Genomic DNA, 25,250 nt, shown 5'->3' on the forward strand with positions numbered 1-25,250 from the left:
GCGGAGCTTCTCGAGCACTCCGAAATGGCGAACGCCGCAGCGGCTCTCTCGTCACCCGCCAGGCGCTTCCGTTCGCGCTTGGTGAATCGTGCTCGACCGTTGAGCCCTCCGAAACTCCCCGGGCGGCACGCCGACGAAGCGCTTGAACCGGTACTTGAAGGCGCTCTCGGAGCCGCAACGCACCGCCCGCCCGATCTCGGCAAGCGACAGCCGGCTGCTACGCAGCAGCGCCTGGGACCGCCGGCGAATGCGACAATGCGTCAGATGGGAGTGCACCGTTTCGCCGACGACCGACTTGAACCTGGCGGCGAACGAAGAGCGCGAGAGCCCGGCCGCACGGCCCAAGGTGTCGGTCGGCCAGTTCCTCGCGAAGCTCGGCGAACTGGCGAAGGCATGACCAGACCAGGCCCGCACCGCACTCAGCGCCGTCGTGGAGTCGATCGTGCTCACGCCCGTGCCCGGCGGCCGAGTGCGCGTGCCCCCGAGCCCGAAAAGCGAGACGGCCGCCCTGGTGGACGGCCGTCTCGGTGCTGAATCAACTGGTTGCGGGGCCCGTTTGGGGACGCATCAGCCCTCGCCGCCCCAGAGGCAACATGGGTGGTGCCGCGCGGCGAGCCGGCCAGGTTCAGGCGCCAGCGGCGGTGACATCCCGTCGCGGTGTCGTCGCGCGTGGCTCGGGGTATCAGACCCGCCATGGCCACCGCCCGCGCCCTCGCAACCGAGCAGCCCATCATCCGCGTCGTTCGTTTCTACAAGATGGACCACCTCGGTGACCCGCTGCTCCAGCGGAACGGCCGCATCCGGCTCGGCGTGGAGGACTGCAAGGCCATGCTGCGGTCGGGCATCAAGCCTCCCGACTTCGCGCGGAACGACAACCTCATCATCGCCATCGGCGGCGTCACCGCGAAGGATGGCTTGCGCGACCGGCTGGCGTGGGGAGGCATCGCGGTGGAGCGGCAGCATGACGGGTCCATCGACTGCGAGGACGGCTTCCTCCTCGTGAACGAGGGCCCGCTGGAGTGGCGGGCGGAGTTCCCGCTGATCGCCAAGTTCATCGACCCCGTGCAACAGGGCCACCGCGTCGGACGCATCGAGGTCTATCGTGGCGATCCGGTCCAGAGCATCACGCCGGCCTTGTGCCGCGAGTTCATCCGGATGTTCGAGTGGGGGATGCAGGTCGCCGCCGCCCATCGTGGACCGCGCCCGACCGGCGCGCGCTCGGGGCTATGCGCGCCTCGTGGCGGGCGCCCGCCGGCGCCGCGTCCCCTCGGCATCTGCCCGCCGCCGAGGAAGAAGGGCGGCTGCTGACCCGCGCGCGCGGCGCCGCGCCCCACGCGACTACTACGGGGCCGAGTACCGCTTCACCAGTTCACGGCACTTGCCCGCCCACCCCGCACAGTAGGACGTAACGTCCGCGACGCCCGCCCCTTGGCTCGGCGCGCGTTCCGCACGTTCGAGCTGCCCCAGGAGTTCCAGGAGGTGCTCTCGGCTTCGCAGAGCATCGGGGTTCGCAATGGCAAGAAGCAGGTCGCCTCACCCGTGGAGCGGTCGACCGTGAGCACCGGAGTGCCAAAGTCTCGCCGGCGGCGACCCGCCGCCGCTGGCTCTCGATGCGGTCCGCCCCGGTCAGTCGGTGCCCGTGATCGACTCGTTTCCCCATCCCATCTCCTCGGCGTCCAGGTCGGTCATCATCGCCGAGGTGTTGCGTCGATCACATGAGAGCGCCGGATCAAGCCTAGACGCCGACCACTGGCACAGCTGCGTCGCGCGCCGATTCACTAGAACGCACCCCCCTCCCGCAATTGACGAGCCGCAAGGCGAAGACGGTCGCCTCCAGCTAGCACGCTCACAATGACTGAAGGAGCTCCGCGACAGCTTCGTGCGGCGAGGCCGGTCAAGTCTCCTGGCCTGATGCTCGCCCCTGCGCGCCGCACCTCTCTACAGCCAGCCGGCAAGCAAGCGAGCGACGCTCAGGCGACGAATTTGGGCACACCGGCGCGACTCACAGCGCCTCGATGTGCTCACGCCAGCGTCCAGGGAAGGATTCCCGAGGTGATTGCGTGCTCTTCATCGTCCTGATCGTCGTCACATGGATCCCGCCGATCCTGGGGCTGGGGGCGCTCTTGCGATACGGCGGGGATCCCTACCTGAGGCGCGCCGTCACTGGGATGCTGGGCCTCGGCGTGCTCGCGCTTGGAGGGATGGTCCTCAACTTCGGACTGCCGCTAAGCCCTCCGGTCGCCACGGTCGCGTGGCTGACGGGAACGGTGGTGTTCTGGCTGCGGCGCAGATGGCTGAGCGAGGGAGTGTCGCGCATCGAGGTCCTGGGCTCGGCCCTGGCGCTCGCAGCCATCGTCGCGCTCATGCAGCCACCCTGGAGGCTGTACGACGCCGGGCTCTACTACCTTCAGGCCGTGAGGTGGGCAAGCGAACAGCCCATCGCGATCGGGGTGGTGAACCTATATGGGCCGCTCGCGTACAACAATTGCTGGTTCGTCCTGAGTGCCCTGCTCGAACACTCCTTCGCGTCCGATGGCGCGAGCGCATACTTCGTGAACATCTTGCCCATGCTCTTCGCGGCATGCGGTGCAAGTGCTGCTGCCGCTCGCCTACTTAGAGGAGACAATAGCTTCTCGAACATCGCAATGATTGCGGTGATCCTACCCGTTGCCCACGCGACCGAAGGCATCGGGGCACAAGCACCAGATCAGGCCCTCACCGTCATCGTTCCGTTCACTCTCGTCTTGCTGGCGCGCGCGCTGGAACCGAACGACGGAGATGCCGTGGCCGCGATGCTTCTCGGCGTTTTCGCCGTCACGATCAAGGTATCGGCCGCTCCGCTGTTGCTCGGCGGAGCGGTCGCCCTGGCGCGGAGGCGCAACGCCCTTGGCCGCAAGCGCCTCCTGGCACTTACTGGGCTGTTGTCACTGTGTGCTGGATTGTGGGCATTGCGTTCAGTTCTGCTGTCGGGCTGCGTCGTGTACCCCGCAGCGAGCACGTGTATCAACAGCCTGAGGTGGACGCCTTCTCCCGCTCAAGTGCAGGAGGAGGCTAGGTGGATCTATGCGGACGCGCGGCAGCCCGGACTGACTCCCGATCAAGTTCTCGGCAGCTGGGCGTGGCTACCGGCCTGGCTCGAAGCGACGCTAAGCAGGCTGGATTACCTGATCTTGGGCGTGATGATCACGTGCGCGCTCGCGGCAATGTGGGCGACCCGGCGTGCGCTGACAGCGCCACTCGCCATCACCATATCCGTAACGCTTGGCGGAATTCTTTACTGGTTCGCGTTAGCGCCCAACCCGCGCTTCGCGCTCGGATTCCTGTTTTCTGCTGCCCTGCTTCCATTTGCGTTTGCTGCCAGCCGCGTCCCCGCAGCACCTAGCCGCGCATTCCGGGTCGGGACCATCGCGGCGGCCCTGCTCATGGCGGCGGTCCTGGTGTTTGCGTCGGGCGTTTTGAGAATCGCGGTTCTCCGGCCATGGCCGATCCCAGTCGTTGCGCGGCCGCAACTGCCGCTAACCTATACCTCTGAGATGGCTACGGAGTCAGGGCTTCGCGTCAGCGTTCCCGTCAAGGGCGACCAGTGCTGGGCTAATCCCGTTCCATGCACTCCGAGGTTCGATCCCAAACTCGCTCGTGACTGGGCGTTCGTTCCCGCGGACCAGTTGGAGCCGTGAACTGCGCACACCCTCCACTCGTGCCGGCGGATCGCCGTCCATCCACAAGACCCTTTACGGGCTCCCGCCCAGCCCCCGCCGCCTCACCACCCCGCCAGCACCACCACCAGCACCGGCGCGATCACCAGCACCGGCAGCATCGAGCCGACGCGGACCCGGCGGTCCTCCATCCCAACGCCTGAGAGCAGCAAGTTCACGCCGATACCTGCCAGCAGGAGCCCGCCGGCGCCCCCGACCGCGAGCACGCGCGGATCCGTCGCCGGGTTCGGCAGCAGCCGCGCGAACGCGGCCGCCGCGACGCTGATGCCGCCCTGGAGGAGGAGGATCGGCAGCGCGGAGAGCCCGACCCCGACCCCGTAGACCCCCGCGAGCGCGACCGCGGCGATCCCGTCGAGCGACGACTTCAGCACCAGCGTCTGCGCGTCGAGCGTCAGGCCGTTCTGGATCGAGCCGACGATCGCCATCGGTCCGATGCAGAAGAGCAGCGACGCGGTGACGAAGCCCTCGGTGAAGCGGCCTCCGCCGCCCACCTTGCGGCGCGCCGCCTCGCCGATGGCGGTGAGCCGCTCCTCGATGCCGAGCAGCTCGCCGACGACCGCGCCGAGCGCGAGGCTCACCAGCGCGAGGATGATCCCGGGGAGCGGACCGGCGCGGACGCCGTCCAGCCCGCGCGCCATCCCGAGCTCGACCAGCAGCGTCACAAGCCCGAGCACCTGCATCAGCGTCCGCCCGAGGCGCTCCGGCAAGCGGGCGCCCACGCCGGCGCCCACCACCGTGCCGGCCGCGACCGCGGCGACGTTGATCCAGGTGCCGGAGGTGCGCGCGACGAGGTCGAGCAAGGGTCGCCCCAGAAGAAGACGCCGGCTCAGCTCTGGGCTGGCCGGCGTCGGACTGGTTGCGGGGGCCTGATACCTCCCTCAACGAACCGCTCTCTCGACAGCACGTTCTTCTTGCCGAGGCTCCAGGCACCCCGCTTCGCGCCGGGACGGTGAGGCCCTGCGGAACCGAAGGCTCCCCACACGCCTCGTCAGCCGACGAGCCCAAAGACGACGACGTACGTGCAGCAGGCCGTTGGGACAAGAGCGCCGGCCCATCGGAGTGCCCTGCTCTGGTCCCGCCGCTGAGACCACGACCACCACCCTGCGACGAGGAAGAAGAAGAGCTTCGGGAGCGCGAACAGACCAGCCCACTCCCCCGCTTCTGGAACACCTACCCACCGCAAGAGCGGGACGTTGACCACGCACGCCAGAACGACCGCCATGCCGGCTGACGGCAGCCAGCGGATGGCCAGCAGGATGCCGAGCGCATCCATGACGACAACCACCCCTAGAGGGAAGGCGTTGTCCTGCGGGAGCAATCGGAAGACCGCAAGGTTCAGCGGAGAGAGGAGCAGCACCCCGAGCGCCCCCAGTGCGAGCCGCTTCATTCGACTCTGGTTCATCTCGTCACCTCGGCTCGCGAGCCAGGAGCGCCATGAAGGAGGGCGCGATGTCCGCTACCACCTGCACCTTCCCGCCCATGAGCGCCGCCTCGTGGTCCAGTTGGACTACCGGGCACTCCCCGGCGTTCGTCGTCTTGTTGAGGTCGAAGCAGACCGGGTCGTAGCTGCCACCGGATGGTCGGCCGAACTGGACGAAGCCCGCCGCGAGGAGGGGTGTGGACAGGTGCTCGTCCCAGAAAGCGGCCTGCACAAGCTCCCACCGCTCACCGACCCCACCCCCGGTGTTCGCGAAGAGCGTGACCGGACCAACATCGAAGGCCGGGAACAAGTATCGGGTGACGAACGATCCGTACGACCGTGGAAGCCGGCCGGGCAGCTTCGCCTCGAACTCGTCCACCCAGGCGCACGGCGAGGGCGCGCGGACGATGCCCCACGCAACCCAGTCGAGCGCGGCCGCCTGCTGTCGCCCCTCCCGCAGGTTCACCGGGACGACCTCGGGGTCGAGCGCAGCACGGGGAGACCCGTTCACGCGCGCGACGAACTCGTCGATGGCGAGGTCCACTTTCCGCTGCGTCTTGCTCACCGCTTCCCCTTCGGCCGCATCCTGGTGCCCCTCCCGCTGCCGCGCTTCTCGGCGAGGCCGCGCCCCGAGCGCTGCGATGGCGACGATGTGGGCGAAGGTGGCCCGTTCCCGTCCGCCCCGTAGACCGTGAGCACGACCTCCGCATTCAGCGCCGCGAGCGCCGCGACTTCCTCGGCCCGGATCTCCCAGTGGCTCTCGTGCGGTCTTAGGCCGGCCGCGATGCCGATGTCGAACACCCGTCGCGAGGCGGCCGCCCAGGCTCGCCGGGCCGCAGGCGGGAGCCCTCGTGCCCACTTCAAGAGCCGCATGAGGGTGTTCGCGAGGTCGAGCTCGGGCTCCAGCACTTCGAGGATCAGGCACTCCTCGCCCTCGAACTGCGCGTCCTCGTGAAGCACGAACACCTCATCACCCAACGCGGCGAGGAGCGGCTTCCGGTGGAAGCGACCAACCAGCAGCAGGTCGATGTTCAGGAACTGCACCTCACGCCCGACGGGCATCCACTCCCCCAGTGGTCACCGCACCCGGCCCGGCGAGGAACGCCTTCGCCGGCGCCTCACACCGACCACGAGGACTGCCGCGAGCGGCACAAGTACCAGGACGAAGAAGGCCGCGCAGTTCACCGCCACGCTGATCGACTGAGCGAAGAGAACGGCTCGGTCCTCCGCACCCAGCCTCGCCATGGCGACGGTCCACGCCTCGACCGCGCCTGCCCCGGCGCCTGCCACCACTGCGGCAACCACGGCCAGGATGATCGCCTTCGCGTACGCCATGAACTGAGCGTACCAGAGCCTCTCGCGAACGGGATCGCCGGTTTACTCCGTGATGGTCTTGGGCGTGCGCTCGATCCAGCGGCGCTTCACGGTGACGGCCGTGATGCTTGCTTCGACGCCGAAGTTCGCCCGCACCTCGTCCGCGAGGCGTTGCGCCCGCTCCTCGGTGACGGTCCAGCCGTGGCAGAAGCCGTCCTGCCCCGCGCGGCGTCGCTCCTCGGGCACGTAGACGACCGCGAACTTCAGAGCCTGGCGCGACACGCGCTTGAACGTGCCGACCGGCGTGACGACGGTGAACATGAACTCGGGGAGCTTCTCGTCCACGGTATGCCCCTCCTCCTGCTCTTCGTCGCGATCTCGCGGATCGTCTTCGTGGCGGACGATGATCTTCTGGCCGTCCTCCCGCTCGAAGACGCCCACGCTGCCGGGCTCGAGATCGAGCCGGAGCGGCTTCACCCACTCGAAGTCTTCCAGGATGCGGAACTCGTTCGCCCTCGCGAAGAAGGCATCCCGGGTCTGGTATCGCGTTCCAGGCCGGAGCCGGATCCGCTCGAACATCGCGGTCACGCGCGCACTCCGCCGGACGGCGCGGCCTGCCGAACGAACCGGCCGCGCGCGGTCTCGACCATATCCCCGGCGTCGGCCTGGTCGAAGACCCACGCCTCCACGTCAGGTTCGAGTACCCGCTCCGACCGCCCGCACTGCTGGACCTTGTCGCCGTCGCGATAGGTGACCACGACCTCCGCCGCGTCGATGCGGACGTCCACGTCGCCACGGTCGCGCTCCTCCCAGGGGTCTTCCCTGGTGTCGTGGACGGGGCCGTGCCGCGCTTACGAGCGGCCGGGCCCCGCCCGTCTGGCGCGGCGGGCGGCGTGGATGGCCATCGGTGGCGGGATAGCACGGGGCCGGACACCGCCCAACCCCGGGAACAAGGGGCTCGGCGGGCCTCCCGGCGACACGCGCGGGCGTAGGCCAGGCCGCGCCAGAGAGCTTGCCGGCGACGTGCCGCCCTCGCCTCCTGTTCGACACTCTCCGACCAGCGCGCGCCCGCAACCGCCTGCCGCACCATCCGGCGCCTGCCGACCGCGTCCCGACCGTTCGACTGTCAGGGGGGTGGGCCATACTCCCACTGCACGCGCGTTCGGGAGGTCTGGCGGTGAAGACCGCATCAGCCGAGCCGGCTACTTCGCCTGGAGAGGCCGCACCATCGGGCTCGGCAGGATCGGGCACGCCGACGCCCGGAGCAGCGGGCGACCACGCCGCGCGGACGGAGTTCGCGTACTACACCCACGCCAACCTCCAGGAGATGGTGAAGCTCGCCGATCAGAAGGCGGCGACCATCATCGGGGGTGGCGGGATCATCGTCGCGGTCCTGGGAAGCAACATCATCGACAAGGTCACACTCGCCGACCTCGCGCTGGTCGTGGCGGCTACGATCTCGCTCGGGCTGCTCGTCGCGGCCGTCCTCTGCGCGGTGATGGTCCTGTGGCCGCGCTTCCCCTCGGAGGAGGACGTGGTGCCGGTCGTGGGCGCACCGCGCCTGCTCTGGGCGAAGGACATCGCCGCGTACCACCGACGCCCCGCCGAGTACGTGCACGCCTTGCTGGCGCTCGCGCCTACCGGCGCCGTCCTCGACCTGGCCTACGAGAACCTGAAGATCACCTGGCTGCTGGACGAGAAGTGGAAGTGGCAGAGGAGCGCGACGCGCCTTCTGCTCGTCGCGTTCGTCGCCTGGGTCGTGACCATCGGCCTGGCGCTCTGGAGGTGAAGCATGTGGAAGGAGACTGAGGCGAAGGAGCGGCTGCTGAAGAGCTACGACGAGACGAAGGATCTCGTCGTGAAGCCGCTCACGAAGGAGATGAACCTGGAGAACCTCACCCCGACCGACTGTCGGGTCGTCACCGGGGTGCATCTCTACCTCGACCCCGTTAACCTCCAGCAACACCTGGACGAGGCCGGAGAAGACAAGGAGAAGCTGCGCAAGCTCCTGCGCCACCTCCACGTCTACCAGCGCGTCCTCACGTCCCTGCTGTACGAGACGGACGGCGCGGAGAAGATCCACTTCCAGGGCGCACGGCTGCACGCGATCTTCCACAAGCCCTACGACACGACCGACGTGAAGGACCCGCCCTTGAAGAGGCTCGGGGCGGCGAACCAGTTCGTCTCGCAGGCGAAGGAGTTGTCGAAGCTCGTCGCGGCGGAGACGGGGTTCACCTTCAACCTGGAAGCCGGGATCGAGGCCGGCGACACCATCGCGACGGTGAACGGGCGGGGCGGGAGCCGGGAGCTTCTGTTCGTCGGTGACGCCGCGAACGTGGCGGCGAAGGCTCTCACGGGCAAGTCGGGAACCCGGTACGGACCGGCCGCCACCCCGCTCGTCGCCAGCCTGCCGGCGGCCGAGGCGCTGCCGGAGCGGTGGGAGAAGGCCGTCCAGGAGGAGTGCTCGAAGTTCCCCCTCTCGCACTTCGAGCTCTTCGAGCCGAAGGAGCGGCTCGACTTCGAGCGCCTCGGCGTCAGGACCGCCAAGTTCGACGGCGCCTCGTTCTTCGCGGACCTGTCAGGCTTCACGAAGCTCGTCGCGGAGGCCACGGACAAGCGCGACCTTCTCCGGTGCCTCCACGCCGTGCGCGCGGAGATGCACCAGGTCGTCCGGGCCGAGTACGACGGCGACCACATCCAGTACCAGGGCGACCGGATCCAGGGCCTCTTCTACGAGGCGGCTGCCTCGTCCCGGTACGCGAGCAAGTCGTTCGAGGCGGCGGCGGCGATGCAATCGGTCGTGAAGCTCTGCCGGACCCTGTTCCCCGCGTTCGCGAACGTGGACATGACGGTCGGGATCGACCACGGCCGAGTGCTCGTGACCTACCTCGGCCTGAAGGGGAACCGAGACATCGTCGTGCTCGGGGAGTCCGTCCCGAACGCATCGGCGCTCCAGGACGGTGCCGAGCCCGGCCAGACGAAGGTCTCGAAGGCCGTCCACGACATGCTGGAGGACGATCTGAAGGCGCTCTTCGCGGCGGAGGGCACCGCCTACGTCTCGACCGCCGACGCCGAGCAGGTCGGGGCGAAGCAGGAGGCTCGGGCCTACGCCGGCAAGGTCTCGGTGGTCGGAACCGCGAGCACCGGGGCCCGTGTCGTCCCGTCGCCGGACGGAGTCCAGCCGGCGCGTTCGTGGTGGTGGAAGTAGTGGGGAGGCGGAAGAGCGAAATCGACGCCTTCCTGGCGACCGAAGAGCGCTGGCGCGTCGTGCAGGACGATCGTGGTGGCGCTACGAGGCTTGAGGGCCCCGCCAGGCTCCTGGGCCCGACCGAGAAGGAATACCTGTTCGACTTGCGGATGGATGTCCCGGCCGCCTTCCCAGCCCGGGGAGCCGATCCCGAAGTCGTGATCCTGAAGAGCCCGATGCCGCTGGCCGAGGACGCCCACGTCGGCGCGAACGTCTGCGTGCAGATGCCGCCTGCCCACGAGATCGACTACGAGCGCGTGGGCCTCGTCGGCTTTCTCCAGCAAGTCCTGATCCATCTTCGGCGTTCGACCATCCAGGCGCTCACCGGGGAATACCCAGGACCCGCCTATGCTCACGGCGAGGCCGGCAAGAAGGAGTTCAGGGAGGAGTTGGTCGCGAGCTTCCCGGTCGGCCTCCAGCGCTTCGTCCAGCCCGGCCTCGGCATGCCGCCGGACAACCAGTGGTGCCCCTGCGGCGCCGAGCGGCGCTTCCGCGACTGCCACAAGCCTGAGTTGAAGGCGGCTCGCGCCGCCTACATCGAAGCTGGAGGCCGTGTTCGCGCTGTGAACCGCGAGCGGCTGAAGAAGAAGACCTGACCAACCGCCTTCGGCTACACAGAGAGCACGAAGAGGAAGCGCTTCCGACGGCTACACGGCGAAGCTGGCCCTCAGAAATGGAACAGGCCGCACTCCCGAGGGAGGCGGCCTGTTCGTTCAGACTGGTTGCGGGGGCAGGATTTGAACCTGCGACCTTCGGGTTATGAGCCCGACGAGCTACCTGGCTGCTCCACCCCGCGTCAGGTGGGAAAGTGTCGAAGCGAGGCGGGTTTCTACAGTCCGGGCCGGTTCCGGTCAAGACCTTTTCGCACCGCGCCGAAATGCGCCTGGGGTGGCTCGGCGCGGGGTCTCGGCGGCGGCCCCGCCGCCGGGCTCACCCTCCCCCGCGGCGCAGCAGCGCGCCGGGCACGAGGAACAGCGCGGCGAGCGCCACCATGGTCGCGCCGGTGGGGATCTCCCAGATCCACGACAGCACGTACCCGCCGCCGGCCGCGAGGATGCCGAGGCCGGCGGCCACGGCGAACGCGGGGCGGAACCCCACCTTCAGCAGCAGCGCGGCCGCGGCGGGCAGCGTCAGGAACGCGAACACGGGCAGCGCGCCGAGCGCCCGCGCGGTCACGGGGATCGCGAGCCCGATGGTCAGGAACAGCACGGCGTCCCAGAGCTTCACCTTCAGCCCGAGCGCCTGGGCGGTCTCGGGGTCGAACGAGGCGAACGCGAGCTCCTTCGCGAACACGAGGTGCACGGCGGTGCAGACGGCGGCCACCAGCACGATCACGGCCAGGTCTCCGGCGGGCACGGCCACGGCGTTGCCGAACACCATGCCGCCGAGGTCGTGCGCGGCGTGCACGAGCTGGCTGACCCCGAGCACCACCAGCGCGGACGCGGTCACCCAGGCGGCGCCGACGGTGGCCTCGGCGGGCAGCCGGCGCGGACGGAGCGCGCCGAGGACGAGCGCCCCGGCGACCGAGAACAGGATCGCGACGGCGAGCTGCTCGGTGGCGTGCTCGGTCTCGATGTGCACCCGCTCCTCGACGAGCAGCGTGAGCACGAGGCCGAGCGTGGACACCTGCGTCAGCGCGGCGGACACGAACACGGTCCGCCGGAGCACCACGTACACGCCGAGCGCGCCGAGGAGCGCGCCGGCCACGATCGACGCGGCGAGGGGCACCTCCCAGATCTCGCGCGCGGACAGGAACGTCTCGAACGCGCTCACCGCCGCACCTGCCCGTTCACGGGGTACACGAGGCGCCGCCCGTCCAGCTCGCGCACGGCCACGGGCCGCCCGTACAGCGCCCCGAGCGCCTCGGGCCGCAGCATCTCGTCCACGGACCCGACGCGGAACAGCGCCTGGTCCTTGTCCACGAACGCGAGCGAGCGGGCGTAGTTCGCGACGGCCTCGAGCCGGTGCGACACCATCACGATCGCGATCCGCACGCCCTCGTGCAGATCGCGGAGCAGGTCCATGGTGGCGAGCTCGGCGGAGGGGTCCATCCCGTTGGTGGGCTCGTCCACCACGAGCAGCGTGGGCTCGGCAGCGAGCGCCCGCGCGATGAGCGTGCGCTGGCGCTGCCCGCCGGACAGCTCGCCGTACGCGCTCCCGGCGAGCGCCTCGATGCCGACGAGCCCGAGGGCGGCCCGCACCGCCTCCTGGTCGGCGGAGCCGGGGCGGCGCCCGGGGCCGAGCGCGGGGACCCGCCCCATCAGCACCACCTCGCCGGCGGTGAACGGCCACACGGGATCGACGTGGTCGCGCTGGGGCACGTAGCCGACACGCACGCCGGGCCGCAGCGTGCGCCGCCCGGCGAGCAGCGGGAGCGCCCCGAGCACCGAGCGCACCAGCGTGGTCTTGCCGCCGCCATTCGGCCCGACGACGGCCAGGAAGTCGCCGGCCTCGACGGAGAGATCCACGCCCTCGAGGATGGGGCGGCGGCCGTAGCCGACCGTCGCCCCCTCGAGCGTGACGAGCGGGCCGGGGCTCAACGGAGCGCCCCCGCCACCCGCTCCACGAGCTCCTGGATCCACTGCTCGTAGGTCTTCACCCCGGGCTCGCCGCCGACGTCGCCGGGCACGCGCACCACCTTCGCGCCGGCGTGGCGCGCCACCACCTCGGCGGACTTCGTGTCGTAGTAGTTCTCCACCACGATGGCCTTCACGCCCTCGCGCTGCGCCCGCTGCACCAGCTCGGCGAGGTAGGCGGGCGGCGCGGGCACGCCGGGGCGCGGCTCGATCTCCCCGGCCGACACGATCCCGCTCCAGTCGAGGAAGTACGTGAGCGTGCGGTGCTGCGAGAAGATCTTCCGCCCCTTGGCCGGCGCGAGCGCCGCCTGCCACCGCGCCAGATCGGCCTCGAGCTTCGTCCGGAACGCGCCGAGCGCGCCCTGGTAGGCGGCGGCGCCGCCGGGGTCGAGCTCGCCGAGCTTCCCGGCGATGGCGGTCGCGACCTGGAGCGCGCGCCGCGGATCGGTGAGGAAGTGCGGGTTGCCGGCGGGGTGGAGGTCGCCGCGGCTGCGATCGACGGGGCCGGTGGGGACGTCGAGGACCTGCACGGCAGAGGCGGCGGTGAGCCGGTGCGCGCCGCCGGGCTGGATGGCGGCGTTGCGCGACTGGTTCACGAGCGGCGGCAGCCACCCGATCTCGAGGTCGAGCCCGACGTCCACGAGCAGGTCGGCGTTCCGGAGCTTCACCGCGAGCATGGGGTTCGCGTCCACGTAGTGCGGGTCCTGCGAGCCGCGCGAGAGGCTCTCCACCGAGGCGCGGCCGGCGGAGACCTCGCGGGTGAGGGCGGCGAGGCCCTCGGTGGTGGTCACGACCCGGGGGCCGGCGAGCGCGAAGGCGGGGACGAGCGCGAGGAGGAGGGCGACGGAGCGGAAGGTCATGGCGATCTCCTCCTAGAACGGGTGGGCGCCGTGCGCCCCGATGCCGAACTCGACGTGGAGCAGCGCCTCGAGGCCGCCACCGCCGCCGGGCAGCCGGTCCCAGCCCACCTGCAGCCGGAGCCGCTGGAACTCCGAGGGGAACCAGGTCACGAGCCCGCTGGCGCGCTGCTCGGTGCCGGCCGGCGCCTCGCCCGCGGACGGCGCGCGCTCGTAGCGCACGCCGTACCCCCACCACGTGCTCTGCCGCCAGAACGCCTGCGTCCACCACCCGGTGTCGGTGCCCCCGCCGTTCGCGTCGGCGGCGGCGCCGCGGAACTTCCGCGCGTACACCTCGCCCTGCACCGCGAGGTAGGCGCGCCCGGACGTCGGGCGGATGCGCAGGTACGCGTCGGCGCCCCCCAGATCGCGGAACGCGCCGGCGGTGCCCTCCCCGCGCCGCGCCGCGGACAGGCCCACGCCGAGCGTGGCCGTCTCGCCGAGCGGCACGTAGTTGAGCAGCCGCGCCACCCCGGTCAGCTCGGACGGCGCGTCCTCGACCAGCGTCGTGTTCTGGCCGGCGAGGCGCAGCTCCGAGAACCACGGCAGCGGCGCGAGCCAGGCGACCTCCACGCCCGGCCCGCCCAGCGACTCCTCGCCGAGCAGCCGCTCGCGCGCGAGCGGCGCGTCCACGAACTCCCAGGCGTGCGGGTGCTGCAGGTTGAGCCGGCCGAACGGGCTGTAGATGCGGCCGGCCCGGACCTGGAGCCCGGCCGGGAGCGCGAGGGTGGTGACGTAGGCCTCCTCGACCCCGGCCCCGGCCTCGGTGAACGAGAGGAACACGTCGGCGCGGACGTACGGATCGACCACCGCCTGGAGGCCCAGCTCGAGCTCCTCGAACGCGAACGCCGGCTTCTCGGCGGGGCTGTACGGGCCGCCGCGGGGCGAGCGCTTCTCGACGTCGTAGCCGTCGTAGGCGAGCGACGCCGAGCCGATGGCGCTCACGTCGGGGAGCAGCAGCAGCCGCGCGTACGGGCTGCCGCCGGTGGCGGGCGCGGCGCCGCCGGCCGGCGGGGCGGCCTGCTGCGGCGCGGGCGAGGCCGAGGGGGAGGCGCCCAGCTCCTTCGCGATCTCGGCCTCGAGCTGCTTCGGATCCTGCTGCGCGGGGGAAGTGGACGGCTGGGGGGCCGCGCCGGACGACTGCGCAGACCCGGCGGTGGGAACGGCGGACACGGCGAGCACGCTCGCCACGATGAGTGAACGCATGGAGCACCTCGGCGCGCGCCCGGCGCGCCATGTTACGCGGAATGGATCGCGGGCGCGCGTGGAGCCGCGCGCCCCAATGCGGAGCCGGAGCGGGCTACGCGTTCCGCGGAGGTGACTGCCCGGGGACGGCGCCGAGCGGGGCGCCCAGCACGGGTGCGAGACCGCGCGCAGGCTCGACCACGTCCTCGAGGACGGGGCGCGGCGCGACGTCCGGGGTCTCGTCGTGCGCGACGTCGGCGCTCCGCACCGCGCACACGGCGCAGTGGTCGGCGCCGTGCGGCCCGGGCGCGTGCACGTGGTGCCCCCCGGCCGCGAAGACCAGGAACAGCGCCAGACCGGCGGCGAGGAGCGCGCGCATCCGGCCCCGAACTTGGTCGGCCGTCCCCGGCCTGTCAACCGAAAGTGCCAGCGCCCGCGCGCGGCGCGCCGGGCCCGGCTCACGCTCCGAGCGCACCCGCCGCGCGCAAGGCCGCGATCTCCGCGGGCGAGAACCCGGCCTCGGCCAGCACCGCGTCGCCGTGCTCGCCCAGCCGGGGCGCGGGCCGGAGCGGCGCGGCCTCCCCGCGCAGCCGCACCGGGGACGCCACCGCCGGGAGCGCCCTGCCCTCCCACGGCGTGTCCACCGCGACGAACGCGCCGCGCGCGGCGAGCTGCGGGTCGGCGCGCGGCTCGTCGCCCTCCAGCACCGGCGCGACGCACGCGTCGTGCGCCGCGGCGAACGCGGCCCACTCGTCGCGGGTGCGCGCGGCGAAGATCGCCTCCAGCTCGGCGCGGACCGCCGCGCCGCCCTCGTCCCACTGCCGCGGCGCCAGCTCGGGCCGGCCCACGGCCTCGCAGAACGCGGCGAAGAACGGGGGCTCGAGCGCGGCCAGCGCGACGAAGCGGCCGTCGCGGGTGCGGTACACGCCGTAGCAGGCGGCGCCGCCGTCGAGGAGCTCGCGGCCGCGCTCGAGCGGCGCGCCGCGGGCCCACGCCATCCCGAGCGGCATGGCGAGCAGCGCCAGCGCGCCCTCGGTCATCGACACGTCCACGTGCGCGCCCTCGCCGGTGGAGGCGCGCCGCAGGAGCGCCGCCAGGATCCCGGCCACCGCGGGCCAGGCGCCGCCCGCCACGTCCGCGACCTGCACGCCCAGCGGCCGCGGCGCGTCGGGCGGGCCGTTCGCGGCGAGCACGCCGGAGACGGCGCAGTAGTCGAGGTCGTGGCCGGCGCGCCCGGCGTACGGGCCGTCCTGCCCGTAGCCGGACACGGAGCAGAGCACGAGGCCGGGGGCGCGGGCGCGGAGCGCCTCGTACCCGACGCCGAGCCGGTCGAGCACGCCGGGCCGGAAGGACTCGACGACGGCGTCGGCGCGCGCCGCGAGCCGCAGGAACGCCTCGGCGCCCTCCGGCCTGCGGAGGTCGAGCGCGAGGGAGCGCTTGTTGCGGTTCAGCGCGTGGAAGGCGCCGGACTGCTCGCCCGCGAGCGGCGGCATCCAGCGCAGCCAGTCGCCGCCCTGCGGGTCCTCCACCTTCACCACGTCCGCGCCGAGGTCCGCGAGCACCAGCGTCGCGTACGGCCCGGGCAGGAGCCGGGTGAGGTCGAGGATGCGGACGCCGGCGAGCGGGAGCGCCACGCCCGTCGCCCCGGGTCAGACCAGGATCTGCTGCAGCTTCATGGCGAGGCCCATGTCGCCCTGGATCTTGAGCTTCCCGGACATGAAGGCCATCTGCGGGTTGAGCTTGCCATTCACGATGTTCAGGAAGTCCTGCTCGGTCGCGGCCACCGTGCACTTCGGGCTCGTGGGCGCGCCCTCGCTCACCTTCCCGCCCGGCGCGGTGCAGTCCACGCCCCAGGTGCCGCCGCCGGGACCCGAGATGTTGAACTGGTAGACGGCCGCGATCCGCGTGACGACGTCCGGCTTCGCCAGGAGCTTCGCCGGGATGTGGTGCTCGAAGACTTCCTTCACCGTGGACACTGCCATGTCGGTCCCCTCGGGGCCGCTCGGCGGCCGCTGATTCCGGAATCAAGCCTCGGGAACCGGCAACGTATTGGGCGGGTCCGGGGGTGTCAAGCCGGCCCGGGCGGCCGCCGCTACGCGCGCCCGTGCGTCTGCACGGCGTCGTTCACCGCCGCGGTGAGCGCGTCCGGGTCCACCGGCTTGATGAGCACCGCGTCCACGTCGCGGCCGCGCGCCCGCGCGATGTCGTCGCGCTCGGCCCAGCCGGTGACGACGACCACCGGGACGGTGGGCGCGATGGCCTTCGCCGCGCGGGCCATCTCCAGCCCGCCCATGCCGGGCATGCCGACGTCGGTGACCACCACGTCGATGGAGTGCTCGGACAGGGTCTTCAGCCCCTCCTGGCCGCTCGCGGCGGACATGACCTGGCACCCGGAGGCGGTGAGCACCTCGGCCATGAGCTCCCGGTTGTCGTCGTCGTCCTCGACGAGGAGGACCCGTACCCCGCTCTGCTCCATGATCCCCCCGCCGGGCGGCCGCGCGAGCTGGCACCCCGGGGTCAGTTAAGCACTCGCCGCCCCGGGGCGCGACCGCCTCGTGGGGGCGACGGCTACTCGGCGTAGAAGGAGTCGAGCAGGGCCTGGTACTGCTGCGTGACGACCTTGCGCTTCACCTTCAGGGTGGGCGTGAGCTCGCCGGTCGCCTGCGTGAAGTCGCGCGGCAGGATCTCGAACTTCTTGATGGTGGCGTAGCTCGCCTGCCGGGCGTTGAGGGCGTCGATCGACTCCTGGATGCGCGCGCGCAGCCGGGGATCGCGGTGCAGCCCCTCGCCCGCCGGCAGGCCGTGCTCGCTCGCCCACTTGCGCGCGTTCTCCTCGTTGAGCGTGATGAGCGCCGAGAGGAACTTGCGCTTGTCGCCGTGCACCATGACCTGCGAGACGAGCGGGTCGGTCTTCAGCTCGTTCTCGAGGTTCTGCGGCGCCACGTTCTTCCCGCCCGCCGTGACGATGATGTCCTTCTTGCGGTCGGTGATCTTGAGGCAGCCCGCCTCGTCCACGAACCCGATGTCGCCGGTGGCGAGCCAGCCGTCCTTGAGCACCTCGGCGGTGGCGGCGGGGTTGTTGTAGTACTCCTTCATCACGCACGGCCCGCGCACCATGATCTCGCCGTCCTCGGCGATGCGGACCTCGGTGCCGGGGACCGGCGGGCCCACCGTGCCGATCCGGTTCGCGCCGGGGCGGTTCACGAACGTGCCGGCGGAGGTCTCGGTGAGGCCGTAGCCCTCCAGGATCACGAAGCCGAGCTGGTCGAAGAAGTGGGCGATCTTCGGCGAGAGCGGCGCGCCGCCGGAGACGAACAGGCGCATCCGCCCGCCGAAGCGCTCGGACAGGGTGGCGGAGAGCTTCGGGAACACCAGCTTGCGGCCGATGGTGAGCCCGAGCGAGGAGTAGTCCTTCCCCTGCTCCTTCGCGGCGGCGTACTTCTCGAACTCCTCCAGGGCGAGCTTGAACAGCTTGCCCTTCAGGCCCGGCGTCGCGAGCCCCTTCGTGATCACGGTGTTGTAGGCCTTCTCGAAGATGCGCGGCACCGACGGCATCACCGTGGGCCGGACCTCGCCGGCGTTGTCCACGATCTTCTCGAGCGACTCGACGAACGCGCCGGTCGCGCCGGTGCTGAACCACACCGCCTCGATCACCTTGGCGAACGAGTGCGCCATGGGCAGGAACATCAGGATGAGGTCGTCGGGGCGGACGACCTTCAGGCCCTCCACCGCCAGCGCCTCGTAGACCCAGTTGCCGTGGGTGAGCACGACGCCCTTCGGGTTGCCGGTGGTGCCGGAGGTGTAGATGAAGCTGGCCGGGTCGTCGCGCCCGATGCGGGCGAGCCGCGCCGCGTGCGCGTCGGGGTTCGAGGCGCGCCAGGCCACGCCGGCGCGCTCCACGTCGGCGAGCGTCCGCTCGAACGCGTCGGCCGCCGGACCCTGCGCCCGCACGAGGCCCTCCAGCGCCGGGAGCTTGCCGCGGACCTCGCGGATCTTCGCCACCTGCGCCGCGGAGTCGCAGAACACGAACCGCGCGCCGGAGTCGGCCAGGATGTACTGGCACTCGAGGGGCGTGTTGGACTGGTAGATGGTGACGGTGATCCCGCCGGCGCCGAGGATCCCCAGGTCCGCCAGGATCCACTCGAGGTTCGTGTCGCCGATGATGGCGACGCGATCGCCGGCGCGGAGCCCGAGCGACGCGAGCCCGTCGGACACGTCGCGCGCGCGGCGGGCCATCTCGGCCCAGCTCACGTCGCGCCAGGCGCCCCCGGACTTGAACTTCACCGCCGTCGCGTCGCCGCGCCGGCGCGCCTGCGCCTCGAACAGCGAGACGAGGTTCTGGGCGTCGGACGCCCCCTTCCTGAGCTCCGCCTCGGCGATCATCGCGTCCTCGCTTTCACTTGCGTTCCAGCATGCCCCGCGCGACCTGCTGCCAGCGTCGCTCCTCGGGGGGGTCATAACGGCCCGGCTCCGATGCCAGCGCCTTCTCGAGCTGCTCCCTCGCCTCGCGCCCGTGCCCTTCCTTCCGGTAGAGGTCGGCCAGGTACACGCGCGCCCGCACGTTGTCCGGGTTCTGCGCCAGCGCCGCCTGCAGCGAGCGCTCGCTCTTCCTCGCGTCGTACTTCGGCCAGGGCAGCTTGAACCAGAAGCGCCCCCACGCCGTCGGGATCGAGCCGTGCTGGAACCCGGGGTCGATCTTCTCGGCGTGCGAGAGGCGGTCCTTGAACTTCCCCTCGATCCCTTGCGTCAGCGCCTTGAAGATGCCGATGCCGAGCGAGTAGTTGCCCATGCCCGCCGCCGCGAAGTGCCAGCCCTCGACGCGCGCCGGGTTCGCGCGGATGGCGCGCTCGCCGTAGTCCCAGCCCTGCTTGCCGAGGCGGCTCTTCTCCGAGTCCTTCAGCCCCGGGTCGTCGGAGAGCCAGAAGTCGAGCCGGGCGAGGCGCCAGAGCACCTCGTAGTCCTCGGGCGCGCGCCGCTGCGCCTCCTCGAGCGTGGTGCGCACCTCGTCGAGCGCGCCGGGCTCGTCGCGGCGCGCGTAGGCGGCGTCCGAGCGCTCCAGCAGGTCCGCCAGGGCTGGCTCCTGGGGAGCAGCCGTGACGGCCAGGGCGGCGGCGAGCAGCGCACAGAGCATCCGGCAAGCATGCCGGGACGGCTCCCTCTTGGCTGCGCCCCTGGAGAGGTTCACCGTTCGTCACGACGCGCCGCCGCCCGCCCGGAAGGCCGGGCGGCGAGCACGCGTGACGCGCAGGGCCGGGAACGCCCGGGCCCCGAACGGGGCCCGGGCAACGGAGGCTAGAACGAGCCGGCGCCGAGGTCGCCGCAGATGCAGGTGCCGGGCGCGGTGGGCGTGGGCTGCGTGAACGGCGCCGCGGGGTTGCCGCTCTCGCCCGCGTAGCAGGTCCACGCGTCGGTGTCGCCGTTCGGCTTGCCGCCCAGCGCGGCGTAGCAGTCCGTGCGCGTCTGGCAGCCGCCGGCGGGGAGCCGGCCGAGGTAGTCGGCGGAGTAGGTCTCGCCGGGGTTCGCCTCGCAGTTCCGCGTGTCGTGGTTGATGTAGATGTTGCGCGTCGCGGCGGTGGGCTTGCGCTGGTCGGCGGTGATCTGGTCCCGCGTGGCGGTGAACCACCAGTCGTAGCCCGCGGCGCCCGCCTCGGCCGCCGTCATGGCCGACGGCGCCGGCCCGCGGCAGGTCTTGCGCGTGTCGCCCTTCTGGTTGGCGATGCGCAGCAGCACGATGTCACTGCCGGCCGGATCGGTGGGGAGCAGCAGGCCGGAGGGCGGCTTCACGATCTCGGCGATGCGGTCGAGGATCTGGGCGAAGTTGGGGTCGCAGATGGATCCGGCCACCACGTCCGCGCCCTTGGCGCGGAGCTCCTGCGACGCCAGCAGCAGGCGCGAACCGGGGGCCTGGCCGCCGCAGACGCTGTTGGTGCAGGTCAGCGTGCTGCCCGTGCAGGCGTAATCGCAGCAGATGCCGGGCGCGCAGGACGCGTCCTGGCACACGCTCTGCGAGGTCGAGACGATGAAGCCGGCGCCGACCGGGCGGCCCAGGCCGGTGAGGTAGTCCACGATCTGCGAGACCGCGTACTGCTTCGGCGTGGGCGAGGACGCGTCGGCCACGCAGGAGTCGGAGCCGGGGCCGCCGCTCAGCACCACGCCGCCGCTGGGATCCTGCGGCGACGAGCAGTCGTCCTCGTCGCCCACGAAGACGGTCACCAGCTTGGAGTTGTCGTGCAGCCAGGACGCGGGGGTCGAGGCCACCACGCTGCCGCTCGCGTCGCGGCGGTCCACCTGGCCGCCCGTGAGCGCCCGCTCGACGGCGAGGCGCCCGGCCTGGAGCGCCTGCTCCTGGCCGGATCCGCAGGTGCCGGCGATGACGTTGCCCTGCCAGGTGCCGGTGCGGTTGTTGGCGAACCAGTCCTTGAGCTGGGCGGCGGTGAAGCCCTGGCGGTTGCAGACCTTGCTGCCGTCGCTGCACGGCGGGAGCGCGGCGTCGCGGATGGGCTGGCCGGTCCCGTCGGTCGCCGGGTACAGCTCCTTGTCGAAGTGGAGCACGCGCGGGCTGTCGCCCAGGCCGACGAAGGCGCCGTGCGGATAGTACTGACCGTCGGACGCGAGGCCGGGCGCGCAGCGCCCGTCGAAGCGGTAGTGCGTCTCGAGCCTGCCGCAGGCCGTGCCCAGCGCGGAGCAGCCGATGGGGTCGACGGCGGGCGCCACGTTGTCCGCGCCGCAGCAGTAGCCCTCGCCGAGCAGCCCGGTGCACGTGGTCTTGCAGGTCGCGCCGGCGATGCCGCCGCAGGCGGCGTCGCTCGTGCACGCCCGCGGCCCCTTCATCGGCCCGGTGGGCGCGCCGCTCGGCGCCTCGCAGCACACCTGCTGGCCGGCGGCGCCGGGGCAGTCGTTGCGGCAGGTCACGCCGGAGACCGGCGCGTTGTAGAACAGCGACGTGGTGGTGACCGCCACGTGGAAGTCGATGGGCTCGAGGCCCGCGCCGCGCCGGGACGTGTTCGTCTGGTCCAGGTTCTGGATGAACGCGGCGAAGTTCTGCGCGAGCTTCTCCTGCTCGCCCGCCATGGAGCCGGAGTCGTCCACCACGAACAGCACGTCCGCGGTCGAGATGCTCGAGAGCGTCACGCGCTCCGAGCCCGGCTGGATCAGGCAGTGGCCGACAGGATTGAAGTTGTAGTCCTGGCACCCCGCCGCGAGCAGCAGCAGCGGAAGCACCGCGAGGACCCGGGACGCTCGCGCCATCGTATGGCCTCCAGTTCGCGCGCGATGATAGCCGCGATCGTCCCTTGAGCAAACGACGCGGCAATCCCACGTTCACCGACCGTCGGCGGCACGCAGGAGCGCCCACCTGCTCCCACCACGGCGCGCGGCGGCCCGGAGGCCGCCGCGGCGGCCGGGCTCATTCCCACTCGATGGTCGCGGGCGGCTTGGAGGAGATGTCGTAGACCACGCGGTTGATGCCGCGGACCTCGTTGATGATGCGCGACGACATGCGGCCCAGCAGCTCGTACGGCAGGCGCGCCCAGTCGCCGGTCATGCCGTCGGTGGACTCCACCGCGCGGATCGCGCAGGTGGACTCGTAGGTGCGCTCGTCGCCCATGACGCCGACGCTGCGGACCGGCAGGAGCACCGCGAAGCCCTGCCAGAGCTTCTCGTACAGCCCGGCGGCGCGGACCTCCTCCTGCACGATGGTGTCGGCGCGGCGCAGCACCGAGAGCCGCTCCTCGGTGACCTCGCCGAGCACGCGAATGGCGAGCCCGGGGCCGGGGAACGGCTGCCGCTGCACGATGGCGGGCGGCAGGCCCAGCTCGAGGCCGAGCTGGCGCACCTCGTCCTTGAACAGCTCGCGCAGCGGCTCGACCAGCGCGAGGTTCATCTTCTCGGGCAGGCCGCCGACGTTGTGGTGGCTCTTGATGGTGGCGGACGGGCCCCGGAACGACACCGACTCGATCACGTCCGGGTAGAGCGTGCCCTGCACCAGGAACCTCGCGCGCGCGCCGTGCGCCGCGAGCCGCTCCACCTCCTGCTCGAACACCGCGATGAACTCGTGCCCGATGATCTTGCGCTTCCGCTCGGGGTCGGTGACCCCGGCCAGCGCGCCGAGGAAGCGCCGCGAGGCGTCCACGGTCACGAGCGGCAGGTGGAACATCGCGCCGAACACGTCCTCGACCTGCTGGCGCTCGCCGGCGCGGAGCACGCCGTTGTCCACGAAGATGCAGCGCAGCCGGTCGCCGATGGCCCGGTGCACCAGCAGCGCGGCCACCGCGGAGTCCACCCCGCCGGACAGCGCGCAGATGACGTGGCCGTCCTTCACCTGGGCGCGGATCTGCTCCACCGCCGCCTCGGCGTAGCCGCGCATCGACCAGGTGCCGGAGCAGCCGCACACGCCGTAGGCGAAGTTGCGCAGCACGTCCTTGCCGCGCGGCGTGTGGACCACCTCGGGGTGGAACTGCACGCCGTAGAAGCGGCGGGCGCGGTCCTCCACCGCGGCGAACGGGGCCGAGGGCGTGGCGGCGATGGGCTCGAAGCCGGGCGGCAGCGCCTCCACCCGGTCGCCGTGGCTCATCCAGACGTCGAGCGTGGCGGGCAGGCCCTGGAACAGCGGCGAGGTCGCCTTCACCTCGATGGTGGCGGGCCCGAACTCGCGGTGCGCCGCCTGGTCCACCCGGCCGCCCAGCTCGGCGGCGAGGACCTGCAGGCCGTAGCAGATGCCCAGCACCGGCACGCCCAGCTCGAACACCACCCGGTCGCAGCGCGGGCTGTCCTCGGCGAGCACCGAGGCCGGGCCGCCGGAGAGCACGACGCCGCGGGGCCGGAACGCGCGGATGGCCTCGGCCGTGGCGGTGCAGGGGTGGATCTCGCAGTAGACGCCCAGCTCGCGCAGCCGCCGCGCGATGAGCTGCGTGTACTGCGACCCGAAGTCGAGGATGAGGATCTTCTCTGAGTGGATGTCCATGTCGGCCCGGCCGCGCTCCGCCGGGCGGCGCGCGGGTGAGGAGGGAGGGTCAGTCGACCCGGTAGTTCGGCGCCTCCTGCGTGATGATCACGTCGTGGACGTGGCTCTCGCGCAGGCCCGAGGAGGAGATGCGCACGAACCGCGGCCTGGTGCGCAGCTCGGCGATGGTCCGGCAGCCCACGTAGCCCATGCCGCTGCGGAGCCCGCCCACCAGCTGGAACAGGTTCATCTCCACGGTGCCCTTGTACGGCACGCGGCCCTCGATGCCCTCGGGCACCAGCTTGTCCGCGTCGGAGACGTCGCCCTGGAAGTAGCGGTCCTTCGAGCCCTGCTTCATGGCGCCGATCGAGCCCATGCCGCGGTACGACTTGTAGCTGCGGCCCTGGTACAGGATCACCTCGCCCGGCGCCTCCTCGGTGCCGGCCAGCAGCGACCCGATCATCACCGACGACGCGCCGGCGGCGAGCGCCTTCACCATGTCGCCCGAGTACTTCACGCCGCCGTCGGAGATGACCGGCACGCCGTACTTCTCGGCGGCCCGGGCGCACTCGTCCACCGCGGTGATCTGCGGCACGCCCACGCCGGCGACCACGCGCGTGGTGCAGATGGAGCCGGGGCCGATGCCCACCTTCACGGCGTCCACGCCGGCCTTGCAGAGCGCCTCGGCGGCCTCGGCGGTGGCCACGTTGCCCGCCACCAGCTCGATGCCCTTGAAGTTCGCCTTGGTGGAGCGGACCGCGTCCACCACGCCCTTCGAGTGGCCGTGGGCGGTGTCGATGGCGATCACGTCCGCGCCGGCCTTGAGCAGCGCCTGGATCCGCGCCTCGCGGTCGGCGCCCACGCCCACCGCGGCGCCGCAGAGCAGGCGGCCCATCCGATCCTTCGCGGCGTTCGGGTGCTTCTGGATCTTCTCGATGTCCTTGATGGTGACGAGGCCGCGGAGCTCGTAGCGCTCGTTCACCACCAGCAGCTTCTCGATGCGGTGGCGGTGCAGCAGCTCCTTCGCCTCCTCGATGGTGACGCCCTCGTGCGCGGTGACGAGGTCCTTCGTCATCACCTGCTCGACCCGCTGCTCCAGGTTCTTCTCGAAGCGCAGGTCGCGGTTGGTGAGGATGCCGAGGAGCCGGCCGCCCTGCACCACCGGGATGCCACTGATGCCGTTCTCGCGCATGAGCGCCACGGCCCGGTGCAGCGGCGCGTCCGGCTCGACGGTGATCGGCTCGGTGACCACCGCCGACTCGTACTTCTTCACCTTCACGACCTCGGCCGCCTGGTCCTCGACGGTGAGGTTCTTGTGGATGAAGCCGAGCCCGCCGACCGCCGCCATGGCGATGGCCATGCGCGCCTCGGTGACGGTGTCCATCGCGGACGAGACGATGGGGATGTTGAGCTGGATGTTGCGGGTGAGTCGCGTGGACGTCTCGACCGACTTCGGGAGCACGTCCGACTCGGCCGGGAGCAGCAGGACGTCGTCGAACGTCAGCGCCAGGCGGAGGTCGTCGCGGTTGAGCATGCGGACGTATAGACGAGCGCGTCCGGGAGCGTCAAGCCAGCCGATCCGGCGGGCCCAAGCGCCGGGGATCGCGGCGAGTTCCCCCGCCGCCGCCCTCCCGGCGCCGGACCGGGTGGGCCGGCCGCCCACACGACGTTTTGCACGTGCGCGCGCTTGCCGGTCCGCCTGCCGCGAAGGGATAATCGCGGGCGGTGCCACCAGCAGACAAGCGCGGGAGCGAGCGGACGCCGGTCGGGCTGCTCGTGCGCCTCTCGTACGGCAGCGTCGACGAGTTCACCGAGCGGTTCGCCGTGAACATCTCGCGCGGCGGGATCTTCATCCGGACGCGGGAGCCGCGGCCGGTGGGCACCCACCTCGCGTTCGACCTGCGCCTGCAGGGCGGCGAGACCGTCATCCGCGGCCGCGGCGTGGTGCGGTGGAT

The 25,250-nt window shown here is 71.6% G+C and carries 27 protein-coding genes and 1 tRNA gene; 6 read left to right on the forward strand and 22 right to left on the reverse strand.

Features of this window, described 5'->3' with window-relative positions; genetic code table 11:
* Nucleotides 1–51: 51 nt before the first annotated feature.
* Entirely contained in the window at nt 52–450 is a 399-nt protein-coding gene (locus tag PSR1_RS23250; protein ID WP_082100062.1) for a helix-turn-helix transcriptional regulator, read from the reverse strand.
* Nucleotides 451–693: 243 nt separating this feature from the next.
* On the opposite strand from PSR1_RS23250, the gene PSR1_RS00375 reads away from it, so the two are divergent.
* On the forward strand, nt 694–1,308 hold the full coding sequence (locus tag PSR1_RS00375) for a hypothetical protein (RefSeq protein ID WP_059435669.1): 615 nt from the start codon (nt 694–696) through the stop codon (nt 1,306–1,308).
* A 752-nt stretch (nt 1,309–2,060) separates the two neighbouring features.
* Nucleotides 2,061–3,677 carry a hypothetical protein gene (locus tag PSR1_RS00380; RefSeq protein WP_059435670.1) on the forward strand — a complete coding sequence of 539 codons (1,617 nt, stop codon included), beginning with the start codon at nt 2,061–2,063 and terminating at the stop codon, nt 3,675–3,677.
* 83 nt (nt 3,678–3,760) lie between these two features.
* Here PSR1_RS00380 and PSR1_RS00385 read toward each other — a convergent pair whose 3' ends face one another.
* From PSR1_RS00385 to PSR1_RS00415, 7 genes are all read right to left on the reverse strand, one after another.
* Nucleotides 3,761–4,516 carry a DUF554 domain-containing protein gene (locus PSR1_RS00385; RefSeq protein WP_059435671.1) on the reverse strand — a complete coding sequence of 252 codons (756 nt, stop codon included), beginning with the start codon at nt 4,514–4,516 and terminating at the stop codon, nt 3,761–3,763.
* A 188-nt stretch (nt 4,517–4,704) separates the two neighbouring features.
* Nucleotides 4,705–5,103 carry a hypothetical protein gene (locus tag PSR1_RS00390; protein WP_059435672.1) on the reverse strand — a complete coding sequence of 133 codons (399 nt, stop codon included), beginning with the start codon at nt 5,101–5,103 and terminating at the stop codon, nt 4,705–4,707.
* Nucleotides 5,104–5,122: 19 nt separating this feature from the next.
* Entirely contained in the window at nt 5,123–5,701 is a 579-nt protein-coding gene (locus tag PSR1_RS00395) for an SMI1/KNR4 family protein (RefSeq protein WP_059435673.1), read from the reverse strand.
* Nucleotides 5,698–6,198 carry a hypothetical protein gene (locus PSR1_RS00400; protein WP_059435674.1) on the reverse strand — a complete coding sequence of 167 codons (501 nt, stop codon included), beginning with the start codon at nt 6,196–6,198 and terminating at the stop codon, nt 5,698–5,700. The genes PSR1_RS00395 and PSR1_RS00400 overlap by 4 nt, the downstream gene beginning before the upstream one ends.
* 15 nt (nt 6,199–6,213) lie before the next feature.
* A complete protein-coding gene (locus tag PSR1_RS00405) occupies nt 6,214–6,471 on the reverse strand; it encodes a hypothetical protein (RefSeq protein WP_059435675.1) in 258 nt (85 codons plus the stop codon).
* Nucleotides 6,472–6,513: 42 nt separating this feature from the next.
* Nucleotides 6,514–7,038, reverse strand: a complete 525-nt coding sequence (locus PSR1_RS00410) for a hypothetical protein (protein ID WP_059435676.1) — start codon at nt 7,036–7,038, stop codon at nt 6,514–6,516.
* A complete protein-coding gene (locus PSR1_RS00415) occupies nt 7,035–7,238 on the reverse strand; it encodes a hypothetical protein (RefSeq protein ID WP_059435677.1) in 204 nt (67 codons plus the stop codon). Before PSR1_RS00415 ends, PSR1_RS00410 begins: the two co-directional genes overlap by 4 nt.
* A 389-nt stretch (nt 7,239–7,627) precedes the next feature.
* Between PSR1_RS00415 and PSR1_RS00420 the strand changes: the two genes are divergently transcribed.
* The 3 genes from PSR1_RS00420 to PSR1_RS00430 are packed head-to-tail and all read left to right on the forward strand — an operon-like array spanning nt 7,628 to nt 10,293.
* The gene (locus PSR1_RS00420; protein ID WP_152643247.1) at nt 7,628–8,239 is read left to right on the forward strand and encodes a hypothetical protein; all 612 of its coding nucleotides are present in this window, start codon (nt 7,628–7,630) and stop codon (nt 8,237–8,239) included.
* A gap of 3 nt (nt 8,240–8,242) precedes the next feature.
* Nucleotides 8,243–9,658 carry an adenylate/guanylate cyclase domain-containing protein gene (locus PSR1_RS00425; RefSeq protein WP_059435679.1) on the forward strand — a complete coding sequence of 472 codons (1,416 nt, stop codon included), beginning with the start codon at nt 8,243–8,245 and terminating at the stop codon, nt 9,656–9,658.
* Nucleotides 9,658–10,293 (forward strand): hypothetical protein, encoded by a 636-nt coding sequence (locus tag PSR1_RS00430; protein ID WP_059435680.1) that lies wholly within the window; start codon nt 9,658–9,660, stop codon nt 10,291–10,293. The genes PSR1_RS00425 and PSR1_RS00430 overlap by 1 nt, the downstream gene beginning before the upstream one ends.
* Before the next feature lie 123 nt (nt 10,294–10,416).
* Here PSR1_RS00430 and PSR1_RS00435 read toward each other — a convergent pair.
* The 14 genes from PSR1_RS00435 to guaB form a co-directional block, all read right to left on the reverse strand.
* Nucleotides 10,417–10,493: transfer RNA gene (locus PSR1_RS00435), tRNA-Met, on the reverse strand.
* A gap of 134 nt (nt 10,494–10,627) precedes the next feature.
* A complete protein-coding gene (locus PSR1_RS00440) occupies nt 10,628–11,470 on the reverse strand; it encodes a metal ABC transporter permease (protein WP_059435681.1) in 843 nt (280 codons plus the stop codon).
* On the reverse strand, nt 11,467–12,237 hold the full coding sequence (locus PSR1_RS00445) for a metal ABC transporter ATP-binding protein (RefSeq protein WP_059435682.1): 771 nt from the start codon (nt 12,235–12,237) through the stop codon (nt 11,467–11,469). Before PSR1_RS00445 ends, PSR1_RS00440 begins: the two co-directional genes overlap by 4 nt.
* The gene (locus PSR1_RS00450; protein WP_059435683.1) at nt 12,234–13,133 is read right to left on the reverse strand and encodes a metal ABC transporter substrate-binding protein; all 900 of its coding nucleotides are present in this window, start codon (nt 13,131–13,133) and stop codon (nt 12,234–12,236) included. The genes PSR1_RS00445 and PSR1_RS00450 overlap by 4 nt, the downstream gene beginning before the upstream one ends.
* A gap of 12 nt (nt 13,134–13,145) precedes the next feature.
* Nucleotides 13,146–14,375, reverse strand: a complete 1,230-nt coding sequence (locus PSR1_RS00455) for a hypothetical protein (RefSeq protein ID WP_059435684.1) — start codon at nt 14,373–14,375, stop codon at nt 13,146–13,148.
* Between the two features lie 94 nt (nt 14,376–14,469).
* Nucleotides 14,470–14,733, reverse strand: coding sequence for a hypothetical protein (locus tag PSR1_RS00460; protein WP_012525578.1), 264 nt, complete (start codon nt 14,731–14,733; stop codon nt 14,470–14,472).
* 79 nt (nt 14,734–14,812) lie between these two features.
* A complete protein-coding gene (locus PSR1_RS00465) occupies nt 14,813–15,988 on the reverse strand; it encodes a CaiB/BaiF CoA-transferase family protein (RefSeq protein WP_059435685.1) in 1,176 nt (391 codons plus the stop codon).
* Between the two features lie 15 nt (nt 15,989–16,003).
* Nucleotides 16,004–16,336 carry an SCP2 sterol-binding domain-containing protein gene (locus PSR1_RS00470; RefSeq protein WP_059435686.1) on the reverse strand — a complete coding sequence of 111 codons (333 nt, stop codon included), beginning with the start codon at nt 16,334–16,336 and terminating at the stop codon, nt 16,004–16,006.
* 110 nt (nt 16,337–16,446) lie between these two features.
* A complete protein-coding gene (locus tag PSR1_RS00475) occupies nt 16,447–16,830 on the reverse strand; it encodes a response regulator (RefSeq protein ID WP_059435687.1) in 384 nt (127 codons plus the stop codon).
* A 92-nt stretch (nt 16,831–16,922) separates the two neighbouring features.
* Nucleotides 16,923–18,737, reverse strand: a complete 1,815-nt coding sequence (locus tag PSR1_RS00480; protein ID WP_059435688.1) for a long-chain fatty acid--CoA ligase — start codon at nt 18,735–18,737, stop codon at nt 16,923–16,925.
* Between the two features lie 13 nt (nt 18,738–18,750).
* Nucleotides 18,751–19,485 carry a tetratricopeptide repeat protein gene (locus PSR1_RS00485; protein WP_059435689.1) on the reverse strand — a complete coding sequence of 245 codons (735 nt, stop codon included), beginning with the start codon at nt 19,483–19,485 and terminating at the stop codon, nt 18,751–18,753.
* 161 nt (nt 19,486–19,646) lie between these two features.
* Complete coding sequence (locus tag PSR1_RS00490; protein ID WP_059435690.1) at nt 19,647–21,602, reverse strand: hypothetical protein; 1,956 nt, start codon at nt 21,600–21,602, stop codon at nt 19,647–19,649.
* A 157-nt stretch (nt 21,603–21,759) separates the two neighbouring features.
* On the reverse strand, nt 21,760–23,316 hold the full coding sequence (guaA, locus tag PSR1_RS00495; protein ID WP_059435691.1) for a glutamine-hydrolyzing GMP synthase: 1,557 nt from the start codon (nt 23,314–23,316) through the stop codon (nt 21,760–21,762).
* A 49-nt stretch (nt 23,317–23,365) separates the two neighbouring features.
* Nucleotides 23,366–24,829 (reverse strand): IMP dehydrogenase, encoded by a 1,464-nt coding sequence (gene guaB / locus PSR1_RS00500; protein WP_059435692.1) that lies wholly within the window; start codon nt 24,827–24,829, stop codon nt 23,366–23,368.
* A 191-nt stretch (nt 24,830–25,020) separates the two neighbouring features.
* Between guaB and PSR1_RS00505 the strand changes: the two genes are divergently transcribed.
* The coding region (locus PSR1_RS00505) for a PilZ domain-containing protein (protein WP_152643248.1) at nt 25,021–25,250 on the forward strand (230 nt) is incomplete at its 3' end.

The organism is Anaeromyxobacter sp. PSR-1 (assembly GCF_000964525.1).
Classification (GTDB): Bacteria; Myxococcota; Myxococcia; order Myxococcales; family Anaeromyxobacteraceae; genus Anaeromyxobacter.

Bases quoted from the DNA above. Each gene is read 5' to 3' on its own strand.
- PSR1_RS00400 (WP_059435674.1), bottom strand. From the start codon at position 6,198: ATGCCCGTCGGGCGTGAGGTGCAGTTCCTGAACATCGACCTGCTGCTG.
- PSR1_RS00405 (WP_059435675.1), bottom strand. From the start codon at position 6,471: ATGGCGTACGCGAAGGCGATCATCCTGGCCGTGGTTGCCGCAGTGGTG.
- PSR1_RS00455 (WP_059435684.1), bottom strand. From the start codon at position 14,375: ATGCGTTCACTCATCGTGGCGAGCGTGCTCGCCGTGTCCGCCGTTCCC.
- PSR1_RS00480 (WP_059435688.1), bottom strand. From the start codon at position 18,737: ATGATCGCCGAGGCGGAGCTCAGGAAGGGGGCGTCCGACGCCCAGAAC.
- PSR1_RS00375 (WP_059435669.1), top strand. From the start codon at position 694: ATGGCCACCGCCCGCGCCCTCGCAACCGAGCAGCCCATCATCCGCGTC.
- PSR1_RS00475 (WP_059435687.1), bottom strand. From the start codon at position 16,830: ATGGAGCAGAGCGGGGTACGGGTCCTCCTCGTCGAGGACGACGACGAC.
- PSR1_RS00450 (WP_059435683.1), bottom strand. From the start codon at position 13,133: ATGACCTTCCGCTCCGTCGCCCTCCTCCTCGCGCTCGTCCCCGCCTTC.
- PSR1_RS00485 (WP_059435689.1), bottom strand. From the start codon at position 19,485: ATGCTCTGTGCGCTGCTCGCCGCCGCCCTGGCCGTCACGGCTGCTCCC.
- guaA (WP_059435691.1), bottom strand. From the start codon at position 23,316: ATGGACATCCACTCAGAGAAGATCCTCATCCTCGACTTCGGGTCGCAG.
- PSR1_RS00460 (WP_012525578.1), bottom strand. From the start codon at position 14,733: ATGCGCGCGCTCCTCGCCGCCGGTCTGGCGCTGTTCCTGGTCTTCGCG.
- PSR1_RS00390 (WP_059435672.1), bottom strand. From the start codon at position 5,103: ATGAAGCGGCTCGCACTGGGGGCGCTCGGGGTGCTGCTCCTCTCTCCG.
- PSR1_RS00470 (WP_059435686.1), bottom strand. From the start codon at position 16,336: ATGGCAGTGTCCACGGTGAAGGAAGTCTTCGAGCACCACATCCCGGCG.
- guaB (WP_059435692.1), bottom strand. From the start codon at position 24,829: ATGCTCAACCGCGACGACCTCCGCCTGGCGCTGACGTTCGACGACGTC.
- PSR1_RS00490 (WP_059435690.1), bottom strand. From the start codon at position 21,602: ATGGCGCGAGCGTCCCGGGTCCTCGCGGTGCTTCCGCTGCTGCTGCTC.
- PSR1_RS00425 (WP_059435679.1), top strand. From the start codon at position 8,243: ATGTGGAAGGAGACTGAGGCGAAGGAGCGGCTGCTGAAGAGCTACGAC.